This is a genomic window from Citrobacter sp. CK181 (assembly GCF_030333595.1).
GTDB classification, from domain to species: domain Bacteria; phylum Pseudomonadota; class Gammaproteobacteria; order Enterobacterales; family Enterobacteriaceae; genus Citrobacter_B; species Citrobacter_B koseri.
Map to the genome: position 1 here is coordinate 129,008 of NZ_JAOWFN010000012.1, position 22,128 is coordinate 151,135.

Consider the following 22,128-nt stretch of genomic DNA (forward strand, 5'->3'; position numbering starts at 1 on the left):
CCTGCCTTTATTTAAACTGTTTGAGGAAACGCAGATCGTTTTCGAAGAATGAGCGCAGATCGGTCACGCCATAACGCAGCATGGTCAGGCGCTCCATCCCCATACCAAACGCGAAGCCAGAGTAGATTTCCGGGTCGATGCCCACGTTGCGCAGAACGTTCGGATGCACCATCCCGCAACCCAGCACTTCCAGCCATTTGCCGTTTTTGCCCATTACATCCACTTCAGCGGACGGTTCCGTGAACGGGAAGTAAGAAGGACGGAAACGGATTTGCAGGTCTTCTTCAAAGAAGTTACGCAGGAAGTCGTGCAGCGTGCCTTTCAGGTTGGTGAAGCTGATGTTGGTGTCAACAATCAGCCCTTCCATCTGATGGAACATCGGGGTGTGCGTTTGATCGTAGTCGTTACGGTACACTCGGCCCGGCGCAATAATACGGATCGGCGGCTGCTGTTCTTTCATGGTACGAATCTGCACGCCGGAAGTCTGCGTACGCAGCAGACGGGTGGCATCAAACCAGAAAGTGTCGTGGTCAGCGCGGGCCGGATGATGGCCAGGAATGTTCAGCGCATCGAAGTTGTGGTAATCGTCTTCGATCTCCGGGCCAGTCGCCACGGTAAAACCAAGCTCACCGAAGAAACTTTCAATACGATCAATGGTACGTGTTACCGGATGCAGACCACCGTTCTCAATACGACGCCCAGGCAGAGAAACGTCGATGGTTTCCGCCGCCAGACGTGCATTCAGCGCTGCGTTTTCTAAATCCGCTTTGCGCGCGTTCAGCGCTTGTTGTACCTGCTCTTTTGCTTCATTGATAACCGCGCCGGCTGCCGGACGCTCTTCTGGCGGCAATTCACGCAGGGTCGTCATCTGAAGGGTTAAATGCCCTTTCTTGCCCAAATATTCGACGCGTACATTGTCTAACGCGGCAACATCTGACGCCTGGTTAATGGCTGCCTTCGCACTGGCAACCAGCTCTGCGAGATGTGACATGGTTTTCCTCATTGTGTCGGTGAAGACACCGGTTCGTTGGACTTAATCTCTCGATTTCAGGTACAAAAAAAGCCTCCATCAGGAGGCTTTTTCGCGCTGTTTTTCGTTTCTTCTTTCACGCGCTAGCCTCCTGGAGTCAGGTGCTAAAGTAAAAAAAGAAGCGGAAAATAGCAGCATTCATGCTTGCGTTACCTTGTGTGGTAAAACCGGACAACCTTTATTGAAAAGGGTTACGGATAAATTGTCAACTGATTGATTGCACTACAAATAAAAGAGAGGGAGCCAGGCTCCCTCTTTTCACTGGCTTATGCCAGAGCTGCTTTCGCTTTTTCAACCAGAGCGGTGAACGCTACTTTGTCGAATACTGCGATGTCAGCCAGGATCTTACGGTCGATTTCAACAGAGGCTTTTTTCAGGCCGTTGATGAATTTGCTGTAAGAAATACCGTTCTGACGTGCTGCTGCGTTGATACGCGCAATCCACAGTTGACGGAACTGACGCTTACGTTGACGACGGTCACGGTAAGCATACTGACCAGCTTTGATAACTGCCTGGAAGGCAACGCGGTATACGCGAGAACGCGCACCGTAGTAGCCTTTGGCTTGTTTCAAAATTTTCTTGTGACGTGCGCGTGCAATTACACCACGTTTTACGCGAGCCATAGTGCTCTCCTGTATCTATTCTGATTCGCCCTTCATCTTTCACATTTTCGCGGCGTTAACCGCCTTGCGACATGCGAAATCTATCGGGCATAAAAAAGTTAAAAAAAACGTTAACGGCTTATGCGTACGGCAGGCACGCGATTACCAGACCCAGATCGCCTTTGGAAACCATGGCTTTCGGGCGCAGGTGACGTTTACGCTTGGTCGCTTTTTTGGTCAGAATATGACGCAGGTTAGCGTGCTTGTGCTTAAAACCACCTTTACCGGTTTTTTTGAAGCGCTTAGCAGCACCGCGTACGGTCTTAATTTTTGGCATTTTAATAACTTCCACTTCGCATTGTTAATAAACGAAACCCAGGCGAACAAAATCTGTGAAGCCCGAAGGCTCCACAGGAATTGCTACTTGAAGGCCTTACTGTTTCTTCTTAGGAGCGAGCACCATAATCATCTGACGGCCTTCGATCTTCGTAGGGAAGGATTCGACAACTGCCAGTTCAGCCAGATCTTCTTTCACGCGATTAAGCACTTCCATACCGATCTGTTGGTGGGCCATCTCACGACCGCGGAAACGCAGCGTGATCTTGGCCTTATCGCCCTCTTCGAGAAAGCGAATCAGGCTGCGGAGTTTTACCTGATAGTCGCCTTCATCTGTACCAGGACGGAATTTAATTTCCTTAACCTGGATAACTTTTTGCTTTTTCTTCTGTTCCTTAGAAGACTTACTCTTTTCATAGAGGAATTTGCCGTAATCCATTATACGACAAACCGGCGGCTCGGCGTTAGGGCTGATTTCGACTAAGTCTACTCCAGCTTCTTCAGCTTTTTCCAGAGCTTCTCTCAGACTCACAATACCAAGCTGCTCGCCTTCCAGACCTGTTAAGCGAACTTCCTGGGCGCGAATTTCGCCATTGATACGGTTAGGACGCGCCGTTTGAACTCGTTTTCCGCCTTTAATACTTTATTCCTCCAGTTGTTGAAGACTGCGGCTGCGAATCTCTTGTTGCAGCTTCTCGATAACTTCATTTACGTCCAGGCTGCCCAAGTCTTTGCCACGACGGGTACGCACGGCTACTTTGCCTGCTTCTACCTCTTTGTCGCCACAGACCAACATGTAAGGGACACGACGTAAAGTGTGCTCGCGGATTTTAAAGCCTATCTTCTCATTTCTCAAGTCTGCTTTTACACGAATGCCCGCATTTTGTAGTTTCTGCGTCAATTCGTTAACGTATTCAGACTGAGTATCGGTAATGTTCATCACCACTACCTGAACCGGCGCAAGCCAGGTCGGGAAGAAGCCTGCGAACTCTTCAGTCAGGATACCGATGAAACGTTCCATTGACCCAAGAATCGCGCGGTGAATCATCACCGGCACCTGACGCTCGTTGTTTTCGCCAACATAAGAGGCGTTCAGACGAGACGGCAGAGAGAAGTCCAGCTGTACCGTACCGCACTGCCATGCACGATCGAGGCAGTCATACAGGGTAAATTCAATTTTCGGACCGTAGAATGCGCCCTCACCCAGTTGATACTCAAACGGGATGTTGTTTTCTTCCAGCGCAACGGCCAGATCCGCCTCAGCACGATCCCACATTTCATCGCTACCGATACGTTTTTCGGGGCGAGTGGAAAGTTTGACGACGATTTTCTCGAAGCCAAAGGTGCTGTACATATCGTAGACCATACGAATACAGGCGTTCACTTCATCGCGAATCTGTTCTTCAGTACAGAAGATATGCGCATCATCCTGGGTGAAGCCACGTACGCGCATCAGGCCATGCAAGGCGCCTGACGGTTCGTTACGGTGGCAGCTACCGAATTCCGCCATACGCAGCGGCAGATCGCGGTAGGACTTCAGACCCTGGTTGAAGATCTGCACGTGGCCCGGGCAGTTCATCGGCTTGATGCAGTATTCACGGTTCTCTGAAGAGGTAGTGAACATCGCATCTTTGTAGTTTTCCCAGTGCCCGGTTTTTTCCCACAGCACACGGTCCATCATGAACGGGCCTTTAACTTCCTGATACTGATATTCTTTGAGCTTAGAACGCACAAAGACTTCCAGTTCACGGAAGATAGTCCAGCCGTCGTTATGCCAGAACACCATACCCGGCGCTTCTTCCTGCATATGATACAGGTCAAGCTGCTTACCGATTTTACGGTGGTCGCGCTTGGCGGCTTCTTCAAGGCGTTGCAGATAGGCGTTCAGGGATTTTTTATCCGCCCACGCCGTACCATAAATACGTTGCAGCATCTTGTTGTCGCTGTCGCCACGCCAGTATGCCCCTGCGGTTTTCATCAGTTTGAAGTGATGGCAGAAACGCATGTTCGGCACGTGCGGGCCACGGCACATATCGACATATTCTTCATGATGATACAAGCCCGGCTTGTCATCATGCGCAATATTCTCATCAAGAATAGAAACCTTATAGGTTTCGCCACGCTTCACGAAGGTTTCACGCGCTTCGTGCCAGCTCACTTTCTTCTTAATGACGTCGTAGTTTTTCTCAGCAAGCTCGTGCATCCGTTTTTCGAGCGCGTCGACATCTTCCTGGGTTAACGTACGGTCGAGATCAATATCATAGTAAAAACCGTTATCGACAACCGGACCGATAGCCATTTTGGTGTTCGGCCAAAGTTGTTTAATCGCGTGCCCTAACAGGTGCGCGCAGGAGTGACGAATGATCTCCAGACCTTCTTCATCTTTCACGGTGATGATTGCCAGCTGAGCGTCGTTTTCAATGAGATCGGACGCGTCAACCAGTTCGCCATTAACGCGACCTGCGATACAGGCTTTCGCCAGTCCTGGACCAATGTCCAGCGCAACATCCATGGGGCTTACAGCGTGGTCGTAATGGCGTTGGCTGCCATCAGGAAGAGTAATAACAGGCATGTTATATCCTTATTTGCAGTGGTGACCCACACGAAAGATCACATACAAAGTTTCAATATTTAAAATTATCAAAAAGTTATGGGCTGATTCCCGCTTCACTCTGCGAAATATGTCACGGCCCGCCTGAATGGCAAGACTGGACCTACACCCGTTTTTTGATAACACCGTTTGACAGTGTACACGGCATTGACTGCCGATCAAAGCCGCAATCACGCCGAACTGTATGATGTAAATCAATTCCCTGACGCGCCATCGCTTTTGTTACACTGAGAGCATCAGTCCGATTTTGACAGGAAGAGAGAAAATGCCAACAAACCGCTTTGCCAAAAAACACTGGAAGATGGTTGTCGTATTGCTCCTCATTTGCGGCGCAATGTTGCTGCTCCGCTGGGCGGCGATGATTTGGGGCTAATATCCGAAGCGTTCGCCGAAAGTTAATTCCTGCGAATGAATAGAAAACATCAATAATATGCACGTTCAACGCGTTTTTATGAATGGCATTCGCCACGGAAAATATAAATATAATTTCACTTAGCGCGCAATCGCGATAAAAACGCTAATTTAAAAAGCCGGGTCGTGTTTAAAACAACCCGGCAGGCGATTACATCTTATACCCTAACGATATCGTCGTGCGGCGATCGGTATGTTCCGGCGCCGTTGCGGGCGGTTCGGAGTTCCAGGTCAGGTTATAAGCCACCTTTAAACCAAAATGCTCGTTGATCGCGACATTCAACGCCGTCTCTGAGTTGAGGGTGGTATCTTCAGCGCCGAAAACGGACACGCCCTGCGTAAATTTGGTGTTATCCGTCATCTGCCAGGCGTAGCTACCGGAAGCGTAGCCCAGCGGTTGGGTCTCGGTTTTGCCATCGGTATGTTCGTCATAGCGTACGCCAGGACCGAATTCAAAACGGAAGCTGTGCACCGGCCCGTTGAGGAACTGACGGCCATAACCGGCGGTCAGTGTGTCACGCTCACGATAACCGTTGTAACGGTCTGTCAGCCAGCTTGCCTGGCCAAACAGGTAATCGTAGTCGGTCATATTGAAACGGCTACGGCCGCCTACCGCGTATTTCTCCGAAGAGCGCTCATCGTTGGAGGATGTATTGCTGGCATTCCCCCACAGCGACCAGGCGGTGGTTGCACCGTACCAGGTCATCGTGGTGTCAGCCGTTAAAGAAGAACTTTTCGTGTTGCCTGACTGAGCAAGGTAGCCCGCATTCAGGTTACCTTCGAAGGGTTTCTTCGCAGTGGCGGGATCATCCATGACAGTAAAAACGGAATCATCAGCAGCGGCATGCATTGACGCAAATACGCCCCCTGCCAACATTAATGCAGCGGGTACTGTCTTCAAAAGCTTCATTTATAAAGAGTCCGTACAACAAAAAAAGAGACCGTTACGGTCCCGGAAACTTTCATAAGGATCAATGACAAACGATCCAGGAAAGGTAACAAATTATAAAAAGGCTCGAATAACATAGCAATGAATTCTTATTTCATTTTTTGAATAAGAGAGTTCCCAAAGCAGATATTTATTTATATATCTTTCTCCCGGTAATTTTAAATAAATATCCAGTAAATCATATTGTTAATTACTTCCCTTTCCGGGCATTCAGTGCCAGACTGAAGTCAGCCTAACAGGAGGTAAAGATGATACGTATCTATACGTTAACACTTGCGCCCTCTCTCGATAGCGCAACAATCACCCCACAACTCTATCCCGAAGGGAAACTTCGCTGTTCATCACCCGTTTTTGAACCCGGCGGCGGCGGAATCAACGTTGCCCGCGCGATTGCCCATCTTGGCGGAACCGCAACCGCGATTTTCCCCGCAGGCGGCGCGACCGGCGAACATCTGGTCGCACTTCTGGCCGATGAAAACGTCCCCGTCGTCACCATCGACGCCAAAGACTGGACGCGACAAAACCTGCATGTTCATGTGGAGTCCAGCGGGGAGCAATATCGCTTTGTCATGCCCGGCGCGGCACTCGACGATGACGAATTTCGCCAGATTGAAGAACAGGTTCTGGAGATCGAATCCGGCGCCATTTTGGTTATCAGCGGGAGTCTGCCGCCCGGCGTCAAGCTGGAAAAACTGACGCAGCTTATTGCCGCCGCGCAGAAACAGGGCATCCGCTGCATTATTGATAGTTCGGGCGATGCGCTCAACGCGGCGTTATCTCTCGGCAATATTGAACTGGTCAAACCGAACCAAAAAGAGCTGAGCGCGCTGGTCAATCGCGAACTCACGCAGCCTGACGATGTGCGCAAAGCGGCGCAGGAAATCGTGAAGAGCGGCAAAGCGCGCCGCGTCGTTGTGTCTCTGGGGCCGCAGGGGGCGCTGGCGGTGGATAGCGAAAGCTGCGTCCAGGTTGTTCCCCCTCCCGTCAGAAGTCAAAGTACCGTCGGCGCGGGCGACAGCATGGTTGGCGCAATGACGCTAAAACTGGCGGAAAACGCCTCGCTGGAAGAGATGGTGCGTTTCGGCGTCTCGGCAGGCAGCGCGGCGACGTTGAATCAAGGAACACGTCTGTGTTCCCGGGACGATACGCAGAAAATCTACGCCTGGCTTTCTCAGTGATCGGCCATCCCCCTCCTTATTACGAGGGGGTTTCAGCGGCAAAGCTATCAGCATACGAATTAACCGACTATGCTAAAAAATCATGTGATTACAAAGAGGTGATTTATGGCCAGTGGTGATGTCATCCGCTATGTCATAACCGTGAAATTTCATGAAGACTCGCTGACAGAGATTAACGAGTTGAACAACCATCTGACGCGGTGCGGTTTTCTGCTCACCATGACCGACGAGCAAGGGCATGTGCATGAACTGGGTACCAACACATTTGGTTTTATCAGCGCCCTGAGCGAAGATGAGATCGCCGCGCTTACCGCCGGGCTGGCGGAAAGCGCTTTAGATAAGAAACCAGAAATATCGGTCATGACATGGGAGGAGTGGACTAAAGACCGATAATATCAGTGCCATTGTGCAAAAACGCGTCTACGGTGTGCGTTAGCTCGTGTTTTTTCACCGCATTTATGCGCTAACCTTATGATCTGGCAGACAACATGGGGAGAGACATCATGTGGCAGGCTATCAGTCGTCTTTTAAGCGAGCAATTAGGTGAAGGCGAAATCGAACTGCGTAATGAACTGCCCGGCGGAGAGATCCATGCCGCATGGCATTTACGCTATGCGGGACGCGATTTTTTCGTCAAATGTGATGAAAGAGAGCTCCTTCCCGGCTTTACGGCGGAAGCTGACCAACTGGAGCTGCTTTCCCGCAGTAAAACCGTCACCGTCCCGAAAGTCTGGGCGCAGGGCTCAGACAGAGACTACAGTTTTCTGGTGATGGATTATCTCCCTCCCCGTCCTCTGGATGCCCACAACGCCTTTATCCTCGGTCAGCAACTTGCCCATTTACATGAATGGAGCGACCAGCCCCAGTTTGGCCTTGATTTTGATAACGCCCTGTCCACCACGCCTCAATCCAATGCCTGGCAACGACGCTGGTCAACATTTTTTGCCGAACAACGCATTGGCTGGCAGCTCGAACTGGCGGCAGAAAAAGGCATCGCATTTGGCAATATCGATGCGATCGTTGAGCATGTTCAGCAGCGTCTGGCCTCGCATCAGCCGCAGCCTTCGCTGCTGCACGGCGATTTATGGTCAGGAAACTGCGCGCTTGGGCCTGATGGCCCCTATATTTTCGATCCCGCCTGTTACTGGGGCGACAGGGAGTGCGATCTGGCCATGTTGCCGCTGCATACCGACCAACCCCCGCAGATCTATGATGGCTACCAGTCTGTTTCTCCGCTACCGCTGGATTTTCTGGATCGCCAGCCGATTTATCAGCTCTATACCCTGCTCAATCGGGCGAGACTGTTTGGCGGGCAACACCTGGTGGTGGCGCAAAAAGCGATGGAAAGGTTGCTGGCGGCATAGCTATTGTGCCGGATGACAGCTTACAAATGCACTGAACCACAGGCCCGATAAGCGAAGCGCTATCGGGCATTCTTCATTGCTACACAAATCCAAGAAGCGAAAAGAAAACGTAGCCCAACACGATGATAATCACCGGCAGGATATAAAGCGGGAAAAACTGTAAGAAGATCGTGTGATGCGGAACCACGATGCGCGACTCAATTTGCTCGCGTGACAACCCCTCGCTGCCTTTCGCTTTTTCCAGAATAAGCTGATCTTCAACCCCTTCGCGAAGAAAACGCGCCTGGCGGCTCATCCTGGCGCCTGAGTCCTGCAATGCCAGGCCAACGAAAATCAACACAAAAATCACCCAGAAAACAATGTTCAGACTGTGTTGAAAATCCGGCGTTGGCGAGTTATACCAGAACAGGTTCAGGAACGCGGTATTCGCCCGCATCATATCAATCATAACGTGAGTAAAATCAAGCATCACCGCGTTAATCCCTTCCTGCTTTTCGCTGTGCTCATACATAAACTTCAGCAATGAAACCAGTGTGGAAATAAGCGCAGGGATAAAAATCACCCATCCCAGAATCCTTTTTAAGACAGCAATGCGTCCAGCTTGTTGATACGTCATGAGTTCCCCTTGATAAAGACGCGTCGTTTTGGCCTAAGTCTACCTGCTGATAACCAATTTCGCCTGTTCTTTAAAGGCGCTATGATACGTCATTAGCCATAATAAGCGCTTAATCCATTGTGTTTTCACCTCAAAAGGAGAGGTTGTAATGTCAACCCCGCGTCAGATTCTTGCTGCAATTTTCGATATGGATGGACTACTGATCGATTCCGAACCGCTTTGGGATCAAGCTGAACTGGAGGTCATGGCAAGTTTAGGCGTAGATATTACCCGCCGCCATGAACTCCCGGATACGCTGGGTTTACGCATCGATATGGTTGTTGACCTCTGGTACACCCAACAACCGTGGAATGGGCCAGACCGTCAGGCGGTTACCGACCGAATCATTACCCGCGCCATCTCACTGGTTGAAGAAACTCGCCCGCTGCTCCCCGGCGTGCGCGAAGCGGTCGCGCTGTGCAAATCTCAGGGGTTAATGGTCGGTCTGGCCTCCGCTTCCCCCCTGCATATGCTGGAAAAGGTGCTGACCATGTTTGATCTGCGTGAAAGTTTCGATGCCCTGGCCTCTGCGGAAAAACTGCCTTACAGCAAGCCGCATCCGCAGGTATACCTCGATTGCGCGGCCAAACTGGGCGTTGACCCGTTAACCTGCGTTGCGCTGGAAGACTCCGTCAACGGCATGGTCGCCTCAAAAGCGGCGCGAATGCGCTCAATTGTTGTTCCGGCGGAAGAAGGCCAGCACGACCCGCGCTTCGCCCTTGCCAACGTCAAACTGACTTCGCTGGCTGAACTGACCGCAGCGCATCTGCGCGGTTAAATAGCGACGGGCAGTGGCGACATTGCCCGTTTTGCTACGCACATCTTCTTTATAAAACGCTGTTTCATTTTTTATTGTATTCCTTCACCGCCTCTTCTATCCTTTTCTCAGGGCAAAAAACTGATAAAAACCGATAGCCGAGGTGAACATGATTCTGGATGCGTTTAGTCTTGCAGGTAAAGTCGCGATAGTGACCGGATGCGATACCGGGCTTGGGCAGGGTATGACGCTGGCGCTGGCGGAAGCAGGCTGCGACATCGTCGGCGTTAATCGCAAAGTCCCCCACGATACGGCAGCAAAAGTGGCGGCGCTCGGACGCCGTTTTATGGCGATCCAGGCCGACCTGAGCCAGCAACGCGCTATCCCGGCTATTGTCGCGCAAACGGTCGAACAGTTTGGCCGAATTGACATTCTGGTGAACAACGCCGGGACGATCCGCCGCGAAGACGCGCTGTCGTTTAGCGAGAAAGACTGGGACGATGTGATGAATCTGAATCTTAAATCCGTGTTCTTTCTCTCTCAGGCCGTCGCACGGCAATTCCTGAAGCAAGGTGATGGCGGGAAGATTATTAATATCGCCTCAATGCTTTCATTCCAGGGCGGCATTCGCGTGCCTTCTTATACCGCGTCGAAAAGCGGCGTATTGGGTATCACGCGGTTGCTGGCGAACGAATGGGCGGAACATCACATCAACGTGAACGCCATCGCTCCCGGTTATATGGCGACGAACAATACGCAACAGCTGCGGGATGACGCCGCACGCAGCAAAGAGATTGTTGACCGCATTCCGGCCGGACGCTGGGGCACACCTGCCGATCTGCAAGGCCCGGTTGTCTTTCTCGCTTCTTCGGCGTCTGATTACGTTCACGGCTATACCCTCGCCGTCGATGGCGGCTGGCTGGCGCGCTAATTCATGTCATTTGTGACATAGAGTTACAACGTCACCTCTTCCGCCTACTGTATAAAAACCCTATACTGTATGAATTGACAGTTTATTGGGTTTTATCATGACGGCGGAAGGCCACCTTCTTTTTTCCATTGCCTGCGCAGTGTTTGCCAAAAATGCGGAATTGACGCCGGTTCTCGCTCAGGGCGACTGGTGGCATATTGTCCCTTCGGCCATCCTGACCTGCCTGCTGCCCGATATTGATCATCCAAAATCATTTCTTGGCCAGCGTCTGAAATGGATATCAAAACCTGTCGCGCGCGCGTTCGGCCATCGCGGGTTTACGCACAGCCTGTTCGCCGTGTTCGCTATGCTTGCCCTTTTCTACCTGAAAGTGCCGGAGAGCTGGATTATTCCGGCCGATGCCCTGCAAGGAATGGTGCTCGGTTATTTAAGCCATATTCTGGCCGATATGCTGACCCCGGCGGGCGTTCCCCTGCTCTGGCCCTGCCGCTGGCGCTTCCGTCTACCGATCCTCGTTCCGCAAAAAGGCAATCAACTGGAGCGTTTTTTATGCATGGCGTTATTCGTGTGGGCTATCTGGATGCCGCAGACAATGCCCGAAAACAGTGCAGTGCGTTGGTCGTCGCAGATGATTAATATGCTGCAAATGCAGTTCGATCGCTTTATAAATCACCAGATTGCTGAGTAAACCAGCATAAATGTCATTTTTGGCATAAACAATTCCATTTGAATATAAGAGGTCGGTCACAGTTCTGCTAACCTTGCGCCAACAGGATCGCTGTCACACGGCGATACGTATAAAAAAATCAGGAGAACGGGGATGAATTTTCCATTAATCGCGAACATCGTGGTGTTCGTTGCACTGCTGTTCGTGCTGGCGCAAACTCGCCACAAACAGTGGAGTCTGGCAAAAAAAGTGCTGGTCGGTCTGGTGATGGGCGTGATCTTCGGTCTCGCCCTGCACACCGTTTACGGGTCTGACAGCCAGGTATTAAAAGACTCCGTTCAGTGGTTCAACATCGTCGGCAACGGCTATGTACAACTGCTGCAAATGATCGTCATGCCGCTGGTCTTCGCGTCTATTCTCAGCGCCGTTGCGCGTCTGCATAACGCGTCTCAGTTGGGTAAGATCAGCTTTCTGACCATTGGCACGCTGCTTTTCACTACCCTGATTGCCGCACTGGTGGGTGTACTGGTCACCAACCTGTTCGGTCTGACGGCGGAAGGTCTGGTGCAGGGCGGCGCGGAAACCGCGCGTCTGAACGCCATAGAAACCAACTATGTCAGTAAAGTCGCCGACCTCAGCGTACCGCAACTGGTGCTGTCGTTTGTGCCGAAAAACCCGTTTGCTGACCTGACCGGCGCAAACCCGACCTCCATCATCAGCGTGGTGATCTTCGCGGCATTCCTCGGCGTCGCGGCGCTGAAACTGCTGAAAGACGACGCGCCGAAAGGCGAACGCGTGCTAATCGCTATCGATACCCTGCAAAGCTGGGTGATGAAGCTGGTGCGCCTGGTAATGCAACTGACGCCATATGGCGTACTGGCGCTGATGACCAAAGTCGTCGCAGGGTCTAACCTACAGGACATCATCAAACTGGGTAGCTTCGTGGTCGCGTCTTATCTTGGCCTGATCATCATGTTTGTGGTGCACGGTATCCTGCTGGGCGTCAACGGCGTCAGCCCGCTGAAATATTTCCGTAAAGTATGGCCGGTTCTGACGTTCGCCTTTACCAGCCGCTCCAGCGCCGCGTCCATTCCGCTGAACGTGGAAGCGCAAACGCGTCGTCTGGGCGTACCGGAATCCATCGCCAGCTTCTCCGCCTCTTTTGGCGCGACGATTGGTCAGAATGGTTGTGCAGGCCTGTACCCGGCTATGCTGGCGGTGATGGTTGCGCCGACTGTCGGTATTAACCCGCTTGATCCGGTCTGGATTGCCACCCTGGTCGGTATTGTGACCGTCAGCTCTGCCGGTGTCGCGGGCGTCGGCGGCGGCGCCACCTTCGCTGCGCTGATCGTCCTGCCTGCGATGGGCCTGCCGGTCACGCTGGTCGCGCTGCTGATTTCCGTTGAACCGCTGATCGATATGGGTCGTACCGCGCTGAACGTGAGCGGCTCAATGACTGCCGGTACGCTGACCAGCCAGTGGCTGAAGCAGACGGACAAAACCCTTCTGGACAGTGAAGACGATGCCGAACTGGCACATCATTGATCCCGCGTGATGAAAAAACCGCCTTAATCAGGCGGTTTTTTTATGCGAATTATTCGGCTATCTCATTTTCCTGGCGAACCTGATTCGCCCATCGCTGCGCCGACTCAGGAACGGTAAATGCAGGCGATCGCTGAAATGCCTCCCCCATTAAGATAAAGGCGACATACTTTCCGCGCAGTATCCATACGTCACGAAACGCGTCCATTTTTATCGCATGTTCTGGCGGCGCGGGCTCCACGCGTGGAACATAGCTGATAACCGGGCGATTTTGTTGGCGAAGAGGTTTCATCATCAGTTGTTTCACTAAAGGCAAATGCTAAAAATCAGAAAAACACTATCTTAGCTGATTTTGCCCCCGTTCGTCCCGCCTTGCATGTGCGGTTTACGCTGATGGCGACGCACCGCGTCTGGTCACGGGCGGGTAAAACAAGCGCCGTCAGGCTGACGGCATAAAAAATGCGGCGCAGCAATGCGCCGCAAACTCAGGAGTCAGACATCAAGAAAACTGCCGAGACGATACCCACGTTCCGCAATCGCATACTTCAACGACGCAGACGTCAGCACGTCAAGCTCAGTCAAGCGGGGGTAACAATAGGCGCTCTGACGGATGATATTGTCGATGAACGCCGGATGACACATCACTTCCAGTGACTTTTCGCCTCTGTCAGCAGAGGCATCCAGCACCTGAAGAAACAGCGCTTCTGAAATAGCGTCGCCGTAAAACTCGCTGCTGAATCCCTGCGAGCTGCGTAACGCTACCGGCAGATCGTCAGCATTAAGCACCGACTGGCGATCGATACGCAGAGCAACGCCGCGTTCTGCCGCAAACTGTGCCACAATGGGAAAAATTTGCGGGAACATATGCACATGGTGATGACTGTCCAGATGCGTTGGCTCACGGCCAAAAAGGTCTATAAAACGCTGATACTGACACTCCAGCTCATGCGAAATTTCATCCAGCGGCAAGGTCTCTTCCTCGGCCATTTGCCAGATCCATTTTCCCAGCAGCCCTTCACGCGTCAAACCCGGCATTGCCGTCAGCGGCTTCCCTAAGGTGAGCACAAAATGCATCCCCACCGCCAGTTTCGGCACGTCACGGCACAGTTGCGCCGCATGGTCGATGGCGTCACCATTGACCAGCGCCGTTGTGGACGTCACAACGCCATTCCGACAAGCCTCGACAATGCCGTAGTTTTGTCCCTTGCTCAGGCCAAAATCATCCGCATTCACAATCAATAAGCGTTCCATACCCAACCTCTGTCAGTGTTGTGCGCCTTTGAGTTTCTCGATGCATTCCGCAAAATTCGGCAGCCACTTCTCGTGAGCCAGAATCAATTCCCGCGCCAGGGTTTCCGCATCGCGATCGGAGTGCACCAGCGGGCTCAGGTTAAGCGCTAATAGCACATCATTGAACTCGCCGCTCAGCGCCGCCTTACTGGCTGCGACTTCAAACCCTTTGATGGTATAGATGAGGCCCAGCACTTTTTCATCGAAATGCGTGATGCGCGGGTGCGGCGTCGCCCCATTCCGCCCTAATGTGCAGGTCATCTCCACCGCCCAGTCAGCAGGGATATTATCCACATGACCATGATGTGGGATATTGACGTAGTGTTCCGTCTGCTTATCGTTATAGATAGCGTTAATCACTTCACATGCGGCGTCGGAATAGTAAGCCCCGCCGCGCTGCTCCAGCTCTTTCGGTTTGATGTTCAGCTCTGGATTTTTATAAAGATCGAAGAGCTGTTTCTCAACCTTCTGCACCACCTGAGCGCGCGCGCCGCCTTTATAGTATTCGCCCATTTCAATCGCCAGCATCTCTTTTTGCTTGAAGTAGTAAAGCAGATAGGAACACGGCAGCATATTCAGCGAGCGAATAAGCCCTTCGCTAAACGGCAGGTCAAAAATATTTTTCACCGTTGACGCTTTTAACTGCCCGGACGCCACGCCATCCAGCAGTTCAGCAAAGCGCGATTCGCCATTCACCAGTACGTCTTTAATAAACACCATGTGGTTGAGGCCAAACAGGTCGATCGACAGATCGTCGCTGTCTTGCAATGCCAGCACGTCATGGATGAACATTTTCATCCCCACGGGGATATTGCATACGCCGATGAATTTCTTAAAGTGGGTGTGGCGATAAACCGCTTCTGTCACCATGCCTGCCGGGTTAGTGAAGTTAATGACCCACGCGTTCGGGCACAGTTCTTCGACATCTTTCACGATATCAAAGATAACCGGGATGGTGCGCAACCCTTTGAACAGGCCGCCTGCGCCGTTGGTCTCTTGCCCCAGATACCCGTGACTTAGCGGAATGCGTTCATCCTGTTCACGGGCTTTCAGCTGGCCCACGCGCAGTTGCGTAGTGACGAAATCTGCCCCTTGCAAAGCTTCGCGACGATCCAGCGTTTTGTATAATTTCAGCGGGACACCGGCTTTGTCGATCATGCGCTGGCAGAGGTCAAAAATAATATCCAGCTTCTCTTTTCCGTCTTCAACATCCACCAGCCATAATTCAGAAACCGGCAATTCATGATAACGCTTAATAAAACCTTCCAGTAATTCAGGGGTGTAGCTGCTCCCGCCACCAATTGTGACGACTTTTAATTTCTGGCTCATACTTTCTCCCTTCAGTGTAAAAACACTGGCGTGTATTACGCTCTGCCCGTTCGTCAGGTATGGCGCGGACGTCCCGCGCTATTCAGGGCAAGCGATAAAATCGTGTTGTCAGGTCAATATTGTTTACTGATTAAATTCAGTTAATTTTTTACGATAACTGTTCGGTGTAAATGAGGTCAGCTTTTTAAACGTTTTAATAAACAGACTTGGGCTACTGTAACCCGCCTCATACGCTATATCCGTTACGGAGTAGTTGGTCATTTCCAGCTGTTTTTTCGCAAAATTAATACGGATCTCATTAATAATCTGCATTGGCGTTTTGCTGTAATAACGCTGCGTTGCGCGGGTCAGATACTCCTGAGATTTTGCGGACAGGTGCACCATATTTTCCAGCGCGTTTTCACCAAACTGCGTTTTGTCGTGCATTGTCTCCACGGTCGCTTTCAGCCATTGCGGAATATCGTCAATCACCTGCTCTTCACGGTGATGGCGCAGCCGGTTAATGATGTAGAAGGTGACCACTTCTACAAACTCATCTAACCCGTTTCCCCGAAAGTTCAGCGACGCGATAACCGTTTCAATATAAGTCAGGAAAGCGCTGTTGACCCGGTATACCTGAGACGCAACAAAACAAAACGGTAATAAAGGATGATAGTGTTGTTCAAAAAAACGCTTACTGATACCAACGTTAAGAATACGCGTGGCGCCGAACTCATAGAAACTCTGGTGGTGCGATCCCAACGGGATAAACACGAAATCACCACGCTCCAGCAGCACACGTTTACCGTTGATTTCCTGATAGTAGCGCCCCGTTAACACCAGGGTAAATTCATAATAATCATGCTGATGCAGCCCACTGATGCTCTCAGTTTTGTTATAGATAAACACATGGAAATTCTTGCCGTTAAAAAGCTGTTGCTCACGAGCGGTGGCGATCTCCGGTGCGTTAACCTGTAGCTGCATCATTTATTCCTCACTGTTCCAGCTTCTCGTGAAGCTCGATTAACTCTGTAACCAGTTCCCGCGCTAACATCGACGTCATCAGGTGATCCTGAGCATGAACCAGCACCAGGCTGACTTTCATTTTACCTTCGCCCTGATCGCCTTCAATCAGTTTCGTCTGCACGAGATGCGCTTCATTGAGCGCCATCCGCGACTGCTCCATCATCGTTTTTGCCGCAGCAAAATCACCCTGCTTGGCCTGTTTCAGCGCCGCATAAGCCAGGCTGCGCGCCTGACCGGAGTTGATGATAAGCCCCATCACCACTTCTTCGAGTTCTTCCGCCTCTGACGGCGTACCCGCTACGTTTTCGAGATCCAACATACGTTTTCCTCTGGTTCAGCCCGGCATGGGGAGACCATGCCGGATTAAATTTAAAATTTCAGTGCGTTAGCGATTTCTTCTTCGCTTTCTTCTTGCTCAATTGCATTCTGCGCTTTGTTGGCGACAACCACGAAAGGCAGATAAATCAGCGTCGCGACGCCCAGGTTGAACAGTGCGACCAGCAGAGCGGCAACGCTGCCGTTGGTGTTAAAGAACGCTCCCAGACCGGTTGGCATCGTCCACGGCGCGATGTTGGTAATCGGCGGGATAATCCCCAGGTAATACGCAATCAGCGTAATGGCGGCCAGAATCGGCTGAACCAGAATGAACGGGATAAACATCACCGGGTTCATAATAATCGGCAGGCCGAACAGAATCGGTTCGTTAATCTGGAAGATACCAGACGGCAGCGCCAGTTTTGCTACCTGGCGGTAATCCGCACGACGCGAGGCCAGGAAGATAGCGATAATCAGACCCAGCGTCGCGCCACTCCCTCCGAGGAAAATATAGGAATCGAGCATCGGTTTCGCCCAGACGTGGAACGTCTTCCCGGCTTCCAGCGCCGCATCCACGGAACCAAACTGCTGATAGATGGCGATGTTTTCCAGCGCCCACGGGGTCATAATACCGCTGTCCAGCGCGGTCAATGCCAACGAGCCGTGAATACCAAAGAACCACAGTAGCGGAACAAACAGCACATAGGCCCAGCCAACCACGCTGCCCAGCGATGCCAGCGGCGTAGAAATGGTATCCATAATGATCTGGTGGAAGTTAGAACCGTAGTTCGCCAGCGCCCACGCAATGATCCCCATAATGGAGAGAATAATAAAGCCTGGAATTAACGCCGAGAATGAACGGGAAACCGACGCCGGGACGCTGTCCGGTAATCTAATGACCCAGTTGCGGCGCACAATAAAGGTAAACATTTCCGCCACGACCAGACCAATAATAATACCGGAGATAATATTCGCACCGCCCAGCCAGTTCGCGCCAACCGCATAAGCTTCGCCTACGCTATATGGCGTAACGGTCATAAAGGCCGCCACGGATAACAACCCCGCCGCCAGCGCATCAACTTTACGCTCTTCCGCCAGCGCCATTCCGATAAAGAACGGCGCCATTAACGACATAATACCAAGCGTACCGTTATAGACGTTTCCGCCAATGCCTTTTAAGCCATTCAATGTTTCAATGGTGGAAGCATCAAGCCGAATGCCTAAAGAATAAAAAAACGACCCCTCCCCAAAGCTCAGGAAAACGTTGTTGATTAATACAAACATGGCCCCCGCAAGGGTTAACGGCATTAAGCGAATAAAGCCGTTTTTGATTGCATTAACGTGCGGCTGCTTTCCTATTTTAACAGCAAAAGGAAGGAGTACCTTTTCAAGTGAAGCAATGACGTTACTCATAGAAAAATACCCTTAAATACCGCAATAAAATATTGCGGTGAATGTTTATGAAATAACTCTTTGACGGGAAAAATTAAAACAAAAAATTAATTTGCGGCGGCTTTTTTAATTGCTGCGACAGCAGCCTTAAGCACGCCTAAACCATCGACTTTGCCATACAGCAGCGAGTCAATCACTTCTACAGGTTTGTTGGGTAACAAACGCTGAATTTCGGGTAACATATAAGCAATTTGTGGGCCTAATAACACGACATCCGCTGAAAGACCTTTTTCTCCTGCCAGCGTCTCAGGAAATGCTTCAATAATAACCGGCACTTCATATTTCTCAGCCTGAGCGCGCATCTTCGATACCAGTAAAGAAGTCGACATGCCCGCAGAACAAAACAGATAAATGTGTTTCTTTTCCATAAAAACGATCCTCATATGCGATTATCTGTTAGCCAGTCATTCCGCAAGCCTTAACCTGCATCCATGCACTGGACAACTTGCGTAACCGAATTTACTTTTTTAGGTGGCTGAAATGAGTATACGGGATAGAACTGGCGGATGGTATTTCTTTGACTAACAAAATTGTCTCTCATTGACCTGGTGTTATGACCCCTCTCACATTTCAGGCAAATATTTCGCGACAATAAATAAGATTATCCCAGGAACAAAAAAACCGGCACACAGGCCGGTTCATACATATGCTCAGGCAATATACAGTTGTTACTGCTTCGGAGCCTGCGGATCGGTGTCATACTCTGCACAGCTCTGGTAGCCGGAGTTAATCACATGACCAGTGTCATCCAGCGCGACAAAATAGGTTTCAGCTTTACCATCACGTTGACCCAGGATGTAGGTCTGGCAAGTACCGCGCGCATGAATCATGCTCACTTCAGATGAAGGCTTACCGGCAATCTGCTCAACCTGCGACCGGCTCATCCCTTTTTTCACATCTTTTACTACAGGCTGGACAAATTGGTCTTTTGTACGATCGTACGCCGTACACCCTGCCAGCATAGTCATTACCGCCGCTGCACTCAGAATTCCTGCTATATTCTTGTTCATTTTCCGTCCTCTTGTTTATCAGCGTGTTATATAAGCCTGGAATACATCAGGGCTTTTTTCAAGCCCACAATCGATGCAACAAATCTTTCAGAAAATTCCAATTAAACAAAACGATGTCGTTTTAATGCCGTAAATTGCGCCACTCAGGCCGTGGAGTCTTGTCGTTTAGAGAGCAAAGCGTTAGCTTTAACGCAGTATATTTATTCTGAAAATCTTCGGAGGGGTTAAATGACGCTACAGCAAGAGATAATCCGGGCGCTTGGCGCAAAACCGCACATTAATGCAGAAGAGGAAATTCGCCGCAGCGTAGATTTCCTGAAAGCGTACCTGAAAACATATCCCTTCCTGAAATCCCTGGTACTGGGTATCAGCGGAGGGCAGGATTCGACGCTGACGGGCAAATTGTGCCAGACCGCAATTACTGAACTGCGTGAAGAGACAGGGAACGACGCCCTGCAATTTATTGCCGTGCGTCTGCCATTCGGCGTGCAGGCCGACGAGCAGGATTGTCAGGATGCGATCGCGTTTATTCAGCCGGACAGAGTCCTGACCGTCAATATTAAAGGCGCCGTTCTGGCCAGCGAGCAGGCATTGCGTGAAGCAGGCATTGAGTTAAGCGATTTTGTTCGCGGCAACGAAAAAGCCCGCGAACGCATGAAGGCGCAGTACAGTATCGCCGGAATGACCAACGGTGTGGTGGTCGGCACCGATCATGCCGCCGAAGCGGTGACGGGCTTCTTCACTAAATATGGCGATGGCGGTACCGATATTAACCCGCTTTTCCGTCTGAACAAGCGCCAGGGAAAACAGCTGCTCGCCGCGTTGGGTTGCCCGGAACATTTATATAAGAAAGCGCCAACGGCGGATCTCGAAGACGATCGCCCTTCTCTGCCGGACGAAGCGGCGCTTGGCGTCACCTATGACAACATTGATGATTATCTGGAAGGGAAAACGCTGGATGCCAGCATCGCGAAAATCATCGAAGGTTGGTATATCCGAACGGAACACAAGCGTCGCACACCCATTACGGTGTTTGACGATTTCTGGAAGAGATCATAATCGCCGGATGGCGACGTACCGTCTTATCCGGCCTACATCACTGTATAACGCCTGTAGGCCCGATAAGCGAAACGCCATCGGGCGCGAACGTACCACCTTATCCGCCTACATCGCTGCATAGCTCCCGTAGGCCCGATAAGCGAAGCGCCATCGGGCGCTGTCCTGTTGCATTTACTGGACGGTGTCCGGCGTATAACCCGGCAACCACGTAATCTCGCTAAACAACAGCTGTCCTTCTGGCTTCAACAACCGTAACGTGTGTTTCCCGTCATGCCAGCAGGCGCCCTGATCGGCGGTCAGGAGCTTGTCTCCCAGTTGCCAGGCGCCGCTAATAACAAACACAACGCCACCGCGCGAACCGAAGGTCGTAAACGTGCGATCGGCAACCCTGACCTTCGCCTTACAGCGATCGCGTCGGGTCATGATATTGAGATCCATCGACATTTGCCCTTCCGACAGCGTGGCTTTCACAACGCTATCGCCTGCAAACGTGAACGGCTGATGTCGCTTGAGGGTATGGGTAAACGTATTCACGCCTTCCAGCATCACCTCTCCGCCTTCCAGTAACGTAATAACGCGCTCAACCCCAGGAAAAAGGGAAAACTCCCCGTTCCCGGCGATAGACGCAATACTGGCGCGCCAGTGAAAATCCCGCGTCGCCGGAGGAAAACAACAAATCTCGCGCGTTTCGCCCGCACCATTGCGCCAGAGGTTTACCGGCATTTTACGGATATCAAAGTATTCCATTATCACTCCCGAGAAGGACGCAGCGCCATAATATGGCACATTGTTGTTATCGGCAGCAGTGAAGATTTACCTTAACGAGAAGAAAAGAAAAACCGCCGATCCTGTCCACATCGAGAAGAGATGTTGTGAACAGGACCGGCGGTCTTGAATGCGTTAGCGTAACGCTGAGGGATTACTCAGCAGGTGGTGTTGGCATTTTACCTTCCGGCGCCGGACGTTCTGTCAGACGCTTCTCAAAATTGGCATTAAACTGTTTTTTCTGTTCCGGCGTCAGAATGTTGTAGATCTTATTCTGCGTTTCCATGTGCGCCAGCATATTGGCTTTGCGCTGTTCTTCCATCTTCGCAATCTGCGCTTCGGCTTTCGCCTTATCGAAGCTGTCGCTGGCGATGATATCGTGCATTGCGCGGCGCTCTTCCAGCGGCGGACGTTTCATCTGGTCACGCTGACCTTTCATGATGTCGCGGATTTGCTGTTTCTGCGCGTCGGTCAGGTTCAAATCTTTGAACATCATGTCATGATGCGGACCGAATTTGCCTTTGTGGTGCATCATCGGCTTCGCATCTGCCGGAGCAGCGGTAGTGGTATCAGCCGCGTGAGCCAGGTTCGCAGCGCCCAGCGCCAGGGTAGAGGCAACAAACAGTGCAGTTAATTTACGCATAATCTATGTCCTTCCTTTCAGTTATTCTTTCGGCGTAGCGCCGTGTTGACGAGATAAACTTTACCGCCTTAATCGTCAATTAGTCAGAGCAACGGTAAAACAATGAAAGTGTAAAAAACAATTTTTCGTCAATTATGAAGAAAAAAAGAATAAATCGAGGAGAGTTGCAATATTTTATTGCAAGCGGATGATTTTGCAGGAAATATGAAGAACTATACCTGACCGGT

Annotated in this window: 27 protein-coding genes and 1 other annotated feature; of the genes, 9 read left to right on the plus strand and 18 right to left on the minus strand. The window is 51.2% G+C overall.

The annotated features are described in order from the left end of the window. Positions 1-7 precede the first annotated feature (7 nt). The 6 genes from pheS to thrS form a co-directional block, all read right to left on the minus strand. Positions 8-991 carry a phenylalanine--tRNA ligase subunit alpha gene (gene pheS, locus OGW17_RS09935; RefSeq protein ID WP_024130384.1) on the minus strand — a complete coding sequence of 328 codons (984 nt, stop codon included), beginning with the start codon at positions 989-991 and terminating at the stop codon, positions 8-10. Between the two features lie 62 nt (positions 992-1,053). Beyond that, positions 1,054-1,177, minus strand: a sequence feature (Phe leader region). Continuing rightward, positions 1,128-1,172: a pheST operon leader peptide PheM gene (gene pheM, locus OGW17_RS09940; protein ID WP_001386830.1), complete on the minus strand. Its 45-nt coding sequence runs from the start codon at positions 1,170-1,172 to the stop codon at positions 1,128-1,130. (Overlaps the previous feature by 45 nt.) Positions 1,178-1,296: 119 nt before the next feature. Next, a complete protein-coding gene (gene rplT, locus OGW17_RS09945) occupies positions 1,297-1,653 on the minus strand; it encodes a 50S ribosomal protein L20 (RefSeq protein WP_000124850.1) in 357 nt (118 codons plus the stop codon). Between the two features lie 118 nt (positions 1,654-1,771). After that, a complete protein-coding gene (rpmI, locus tag OGW17_RS09950) occupies positions 1,772-1,969 on the minus strand; it encodes a 50S ribosomal protein L35 (protein ID WP_001124225.1) in 198 nt (65 codons plus the stop codon). Positions 1,970-2,065: 96 nt separating this feature from the next. Next, a complete protein-coding gene (infC, locus tag OGW17_RS09955; RefSeq protein ID WP_047457361.1) occupies positions 2,066-2,608 on the minus strand; it encodes a translation initiation factor IF-3 in 543 nt (180 codons plus the stop codon). Between the two features lie 3 nt (positions 2,609-2,611). Further along, on the minus strand, positions 2,612-4,540 hold the full coding sequence (gene thrS, locus OGW17_RS09960) for a threonine--tRNA ligase (RefSeq protein WP_071258190.1): 1,929 nt from the start codon (positions 4,538-4,540) through the stop codon (positions 2,612-2,614). Between the two features lie 304 nt (positions 4,541-4,844). Here thrS and yniD point away from each other — a divergent pair, with 304 nt between their 5' ends. Further along, positions 4,845-4,952 carry a small membrane protein YniD gene (gene yniD, locus OGW17_RS09965; RefSeq protein ID WP_096753848.1) on the plus strand — a complete coding sequence of 36 codons (108 nt, stop codon included), beginning with the start codon at positions 4,845-4,847 and terminating at the stop codon, positions 4,950-4,952. A 189-nt stretch (positions 4,953-5,141) separates the two neighbouring features. Here yniD and OGW17_RS09970 read toward each other — a convergent pair whose 3' ends face one another. After that, positions 5,142-5,900, minus strand: coding sequence for a DUF481 domain-containing protein (locus OGW17_RS09970; RefSeq protein ID WP_071258191.1), 759 nt, complete (start codon positions 5,898-5,900; stop codon positions 5,142-5,144). Positions 5,901-6,187: 287 nt separating this feature from the next. Here OGW17_RS09970 and pfkB point away from each other — a divergent pair, with 287 nt between their 5' ends. The 3 genes from pfkB (at position 6,188) to OGW17_RS09985 (ending at position 8,481) form a co-directional block, all read left to right on the plus strand. Next, the gene (gene pfkB, locus OGW17_RS09975) at positions 6,188-7,117 is read left to right on the plus strand and encodes a 6-phosphofructokinase II (protein WP_049008572.1); all 930 of its coding nucleotides are present in this window, start codon (positions 6,188-6,190) and stop codon (positions 7,115-7,117) included. A 105-nt stretch (positions 7,118-7,222) separates the two neighbouring features. After that, positions 7,223-7,510, plus strand: a complete 288-nt coding sequence (locus tag OGW17_RS09980) for a type V toxin-antitoxin system endoribonuclease antitoxin GhoS (RefSeq protein ID WP_012132615.1) — start codon at positions 7,223-7,225, stop codon at positions 7,508-7,510. 110 nt (positions 7,511-7,620) lie between these two features. Further along, positions 7,621-8,481: a fructosamine kinase family protein gene (locus OGW17_RS09985; protein ID WP_286452178.1), complete on the plus strand. Its 861-nt coding sequence runs from the start codon at positions 7,621-7,623 to the stop codon at positions 8,479-8,481. A 79-nt stretch (positions 8,482-8,560) separates the two neighbouring features. On the opposite strand, the gene OGW17_RS09990 is transcribed toward OGW17_RS09985, so the two are convergent. Further along, a complete protein-coding gene (locus OGW17_RS09990; protein ID WP_012132617.1) occupies positions 8,561-9,097 on the minus strand; it encodes a YniB family protein in 537 nt (178 codons plus the stop codon). Positions 9,098-9,245: 148 nt separating this feature from the next. Between OGW17_RS09990 and hxpB the strand changes: the two genes are divergently transcribed. The 4 genes from hxpB to tcyP all read left to right on the plus strand — a co-directional run bounded on the left by hxpB (position 9,246) and on the right by tcyP (position 13,036). Beyond that, on the plus strand, positions 9,246-9,914 hold the full coding sequence (gene hxpB / locus OGW17_RS09995; RefSeq protein ID WP_071258192.1) for a hexitol phosphatase HxpB: 669 nt from the start codon (positions 9,246-9,248) through the stop codon (positions 9,912-9,914). Positions 9,915-10,062: 148 nt separating this feature from the next. Beyond that, the gene (kduD, locus tag OGW17_RS10000) at positions 10,063-10,824 is read left to right on the plus strand and encodes a 2-dehydro-3-deoxy-D-gluconate 5-dehydrogenase KduD (RefSeq protein ID WP_047457368.1); all 762 of its coding nucleotides are present in this window, start codon (positions 10,063-10,065) and stop codon (positions 10,822-10,824) included. An 85-nt stretch (positions 10,825-10,909) separates the two neighbouring features. Next, the gene (locus tag OGW17_RS10005; protein WP_077956894.1) at positions 10,910-11,512 is read left to right on the plus strand and encodes a metal-dependent hydrolase; all 603 of its coding nucleotides are present in this window, start codon (positions 10,910-10,912) and stop codon (positions 11,510-11,512) included. A gap of 132 nt (positions 11,513-11,644) precedes the next feature. Continuing rightward, on the plus strand, positions 11,645-13,036 hold the full coding sequence (gene tcyP, locus OGW17_RS10010; RefSeq protein WP_071258193.1) for a cystine/sulfocysteine:cation symporter: 1,392 nt from the start codon (positions 11,645-11,647) through the stop codon (positions 13,034-13,036). Between the two features lie 49 nt (positions 13,037-13,085). Here tcyP and cedA read toward each other — a convergent pair whose 3' ends face one another. The 8 genes from cedA to osmE all read right to left on the minus strand — a co-directional run bounded on the left by cedA (position 13,086) and on the right by osmE (position 19,434). Next, entirely contained in the window at positions 13,086-13,349 is a 264-nt protein-coding gene (gene cedA, locus OGW17_RS10015; protein WP_196050445.1) for a cell division activator CedA, read from the minus strand. A gap of 176 nt (positions 13,350-13,525) precedes the next feature. Further along, positions 13,526-14,284: a chitin disaccharide deacetylase gene (chbG, locus tag OGW17_RS10020; protein ID WP_058669038.1), complete on the minus strand. Its 759-nt coding sequence runs from the start codon at positions 14,282-14,284 to the stop codon at positions 13,526-13,528. A 12-nt stretch (positions 14,285-14,296) separates the two neighbouring features. Further along, positions 14,297-15,652, minus strand: a complete 1,356-nt coding sequence (locus OGW17_RS10025) for a 6-phospho-beta-glucosidase (RefSeq protein ID WP_012132625.1) — start codon at positions 15,650-15,652, stop codon at positions 14,297-14,299. A gap of 123 nt (positions 15,653-15,775) precedes the next feature. Next, positions 15,776-16,618 (minus strand): transcriptional regulator ChbR, encoded by an 843-nt coding sequence (gene chbR / locus OGW17_RS10030; RefSeq protein ID WP_012132626.1) that lies wholly within the window; start codon positions 16,616-16,618, stop codon positions 15,776-15,778. A 7-nt stretch (positions 16,619-16,625) separates the two neighbouring features. Next, the gene (gene chbA / locus OGW17_RS10035) at positions 16,626-16,976 is read right to left on the minus strand and encodes a PTS N,N'-diacetylchitobiose transporter subunit IIA (RefSeq protein WP_012132627.1); all 351 of its coding nucleotides are present in this window, start codon (positions 16,974-16,976) and stop codon (positions 16,626-16,628) included. A 50-nt stretch (positions 16,977-17,026) separates the two neighbouring features. Further along, positions 17,027-18,385 (minus strand): PTS N,N'-diacetylchitobiose transporter subunit IIC, encoded by a 1,359-nt coding sequence (gene chbC / locus OGW17_RS10040; RefSeq protein ID WP_012132628.1) that lies wholly within the window; start codon positions 18,383-18,385, stop codon positions 17,027-17,029. 86 nt (positions 18,386-18,471) lie between these two features. After that, a complete protein-coding gene (gene chbB / locus OGW17_RS10045) occupies positions 18,472-18,792 on the minus strand; it encodes a PTS N,N'-diacetylchitobiose transporter subunit IIB (RefSeq protein WP_024130389.1) in 321 nt (106 codons plus the stop codon). A gap of 300 nt (positions 18,793-19,092) precedes the next feature. Beyond that, the gene (osmE, locus tag OGW17_RS10050) at positions 19,093-19,434 is read right to left on the minus strand and encodes an osmotically-inducible lipoprotein OsmE (RefSeq protein ID WP_012132630.1); all 342 of its coding nucleotides are present in this window, start codon (positions 19,432-19,434) and stop codon (positions 19,093-19,095) included. Between the two features lie 228 nt (positions 19,435-19,662). Between osmE and nadE the strand changes: the two genes are divergently transcribed. Further along, entirely contained in the window at positions 19,663-20,493 is an 831-nt protein-coding gene (gene nadE, locus OGW17_RS10055; protein WP_012132631.1) for an NAD(+) synthase, read from the plus strand. A gap of 171 nt (positions 20,494-20,664) precedes the next feature. Here the strand turns inward: nadE and ves are convergent, their stop codons facing one another. Next, positions 20,665-21,240: an environmental stress-induced protein Ves gene (gene ves, locus OGW17_RS10060; RefSeq protein WP_047457383.1), complete on the minus strand. Its 576-nt coding sequence runs from the start codon at positions 21,238-21,240 to the stop codon at positions 20,665-20,667. A 172-nt stretch (positions 21,241-21,412) separates the two neighbouring features. Further along, the gene (gene spy / locus OGW17_RS10065; protein WP_047457387.1) at positions 21,413-21,901 is read right to left on the minus strand and encodes an ATP-independent periplasmic protein-refolding chaperone Spy; all 489 of its coding nucleotides are present in this window, start codon (positions 21,899-21,901) and stop codon (positions 21,413-21,415) included. Positions 21,902-22,128 lie beyond the last annotated feature (227 nt).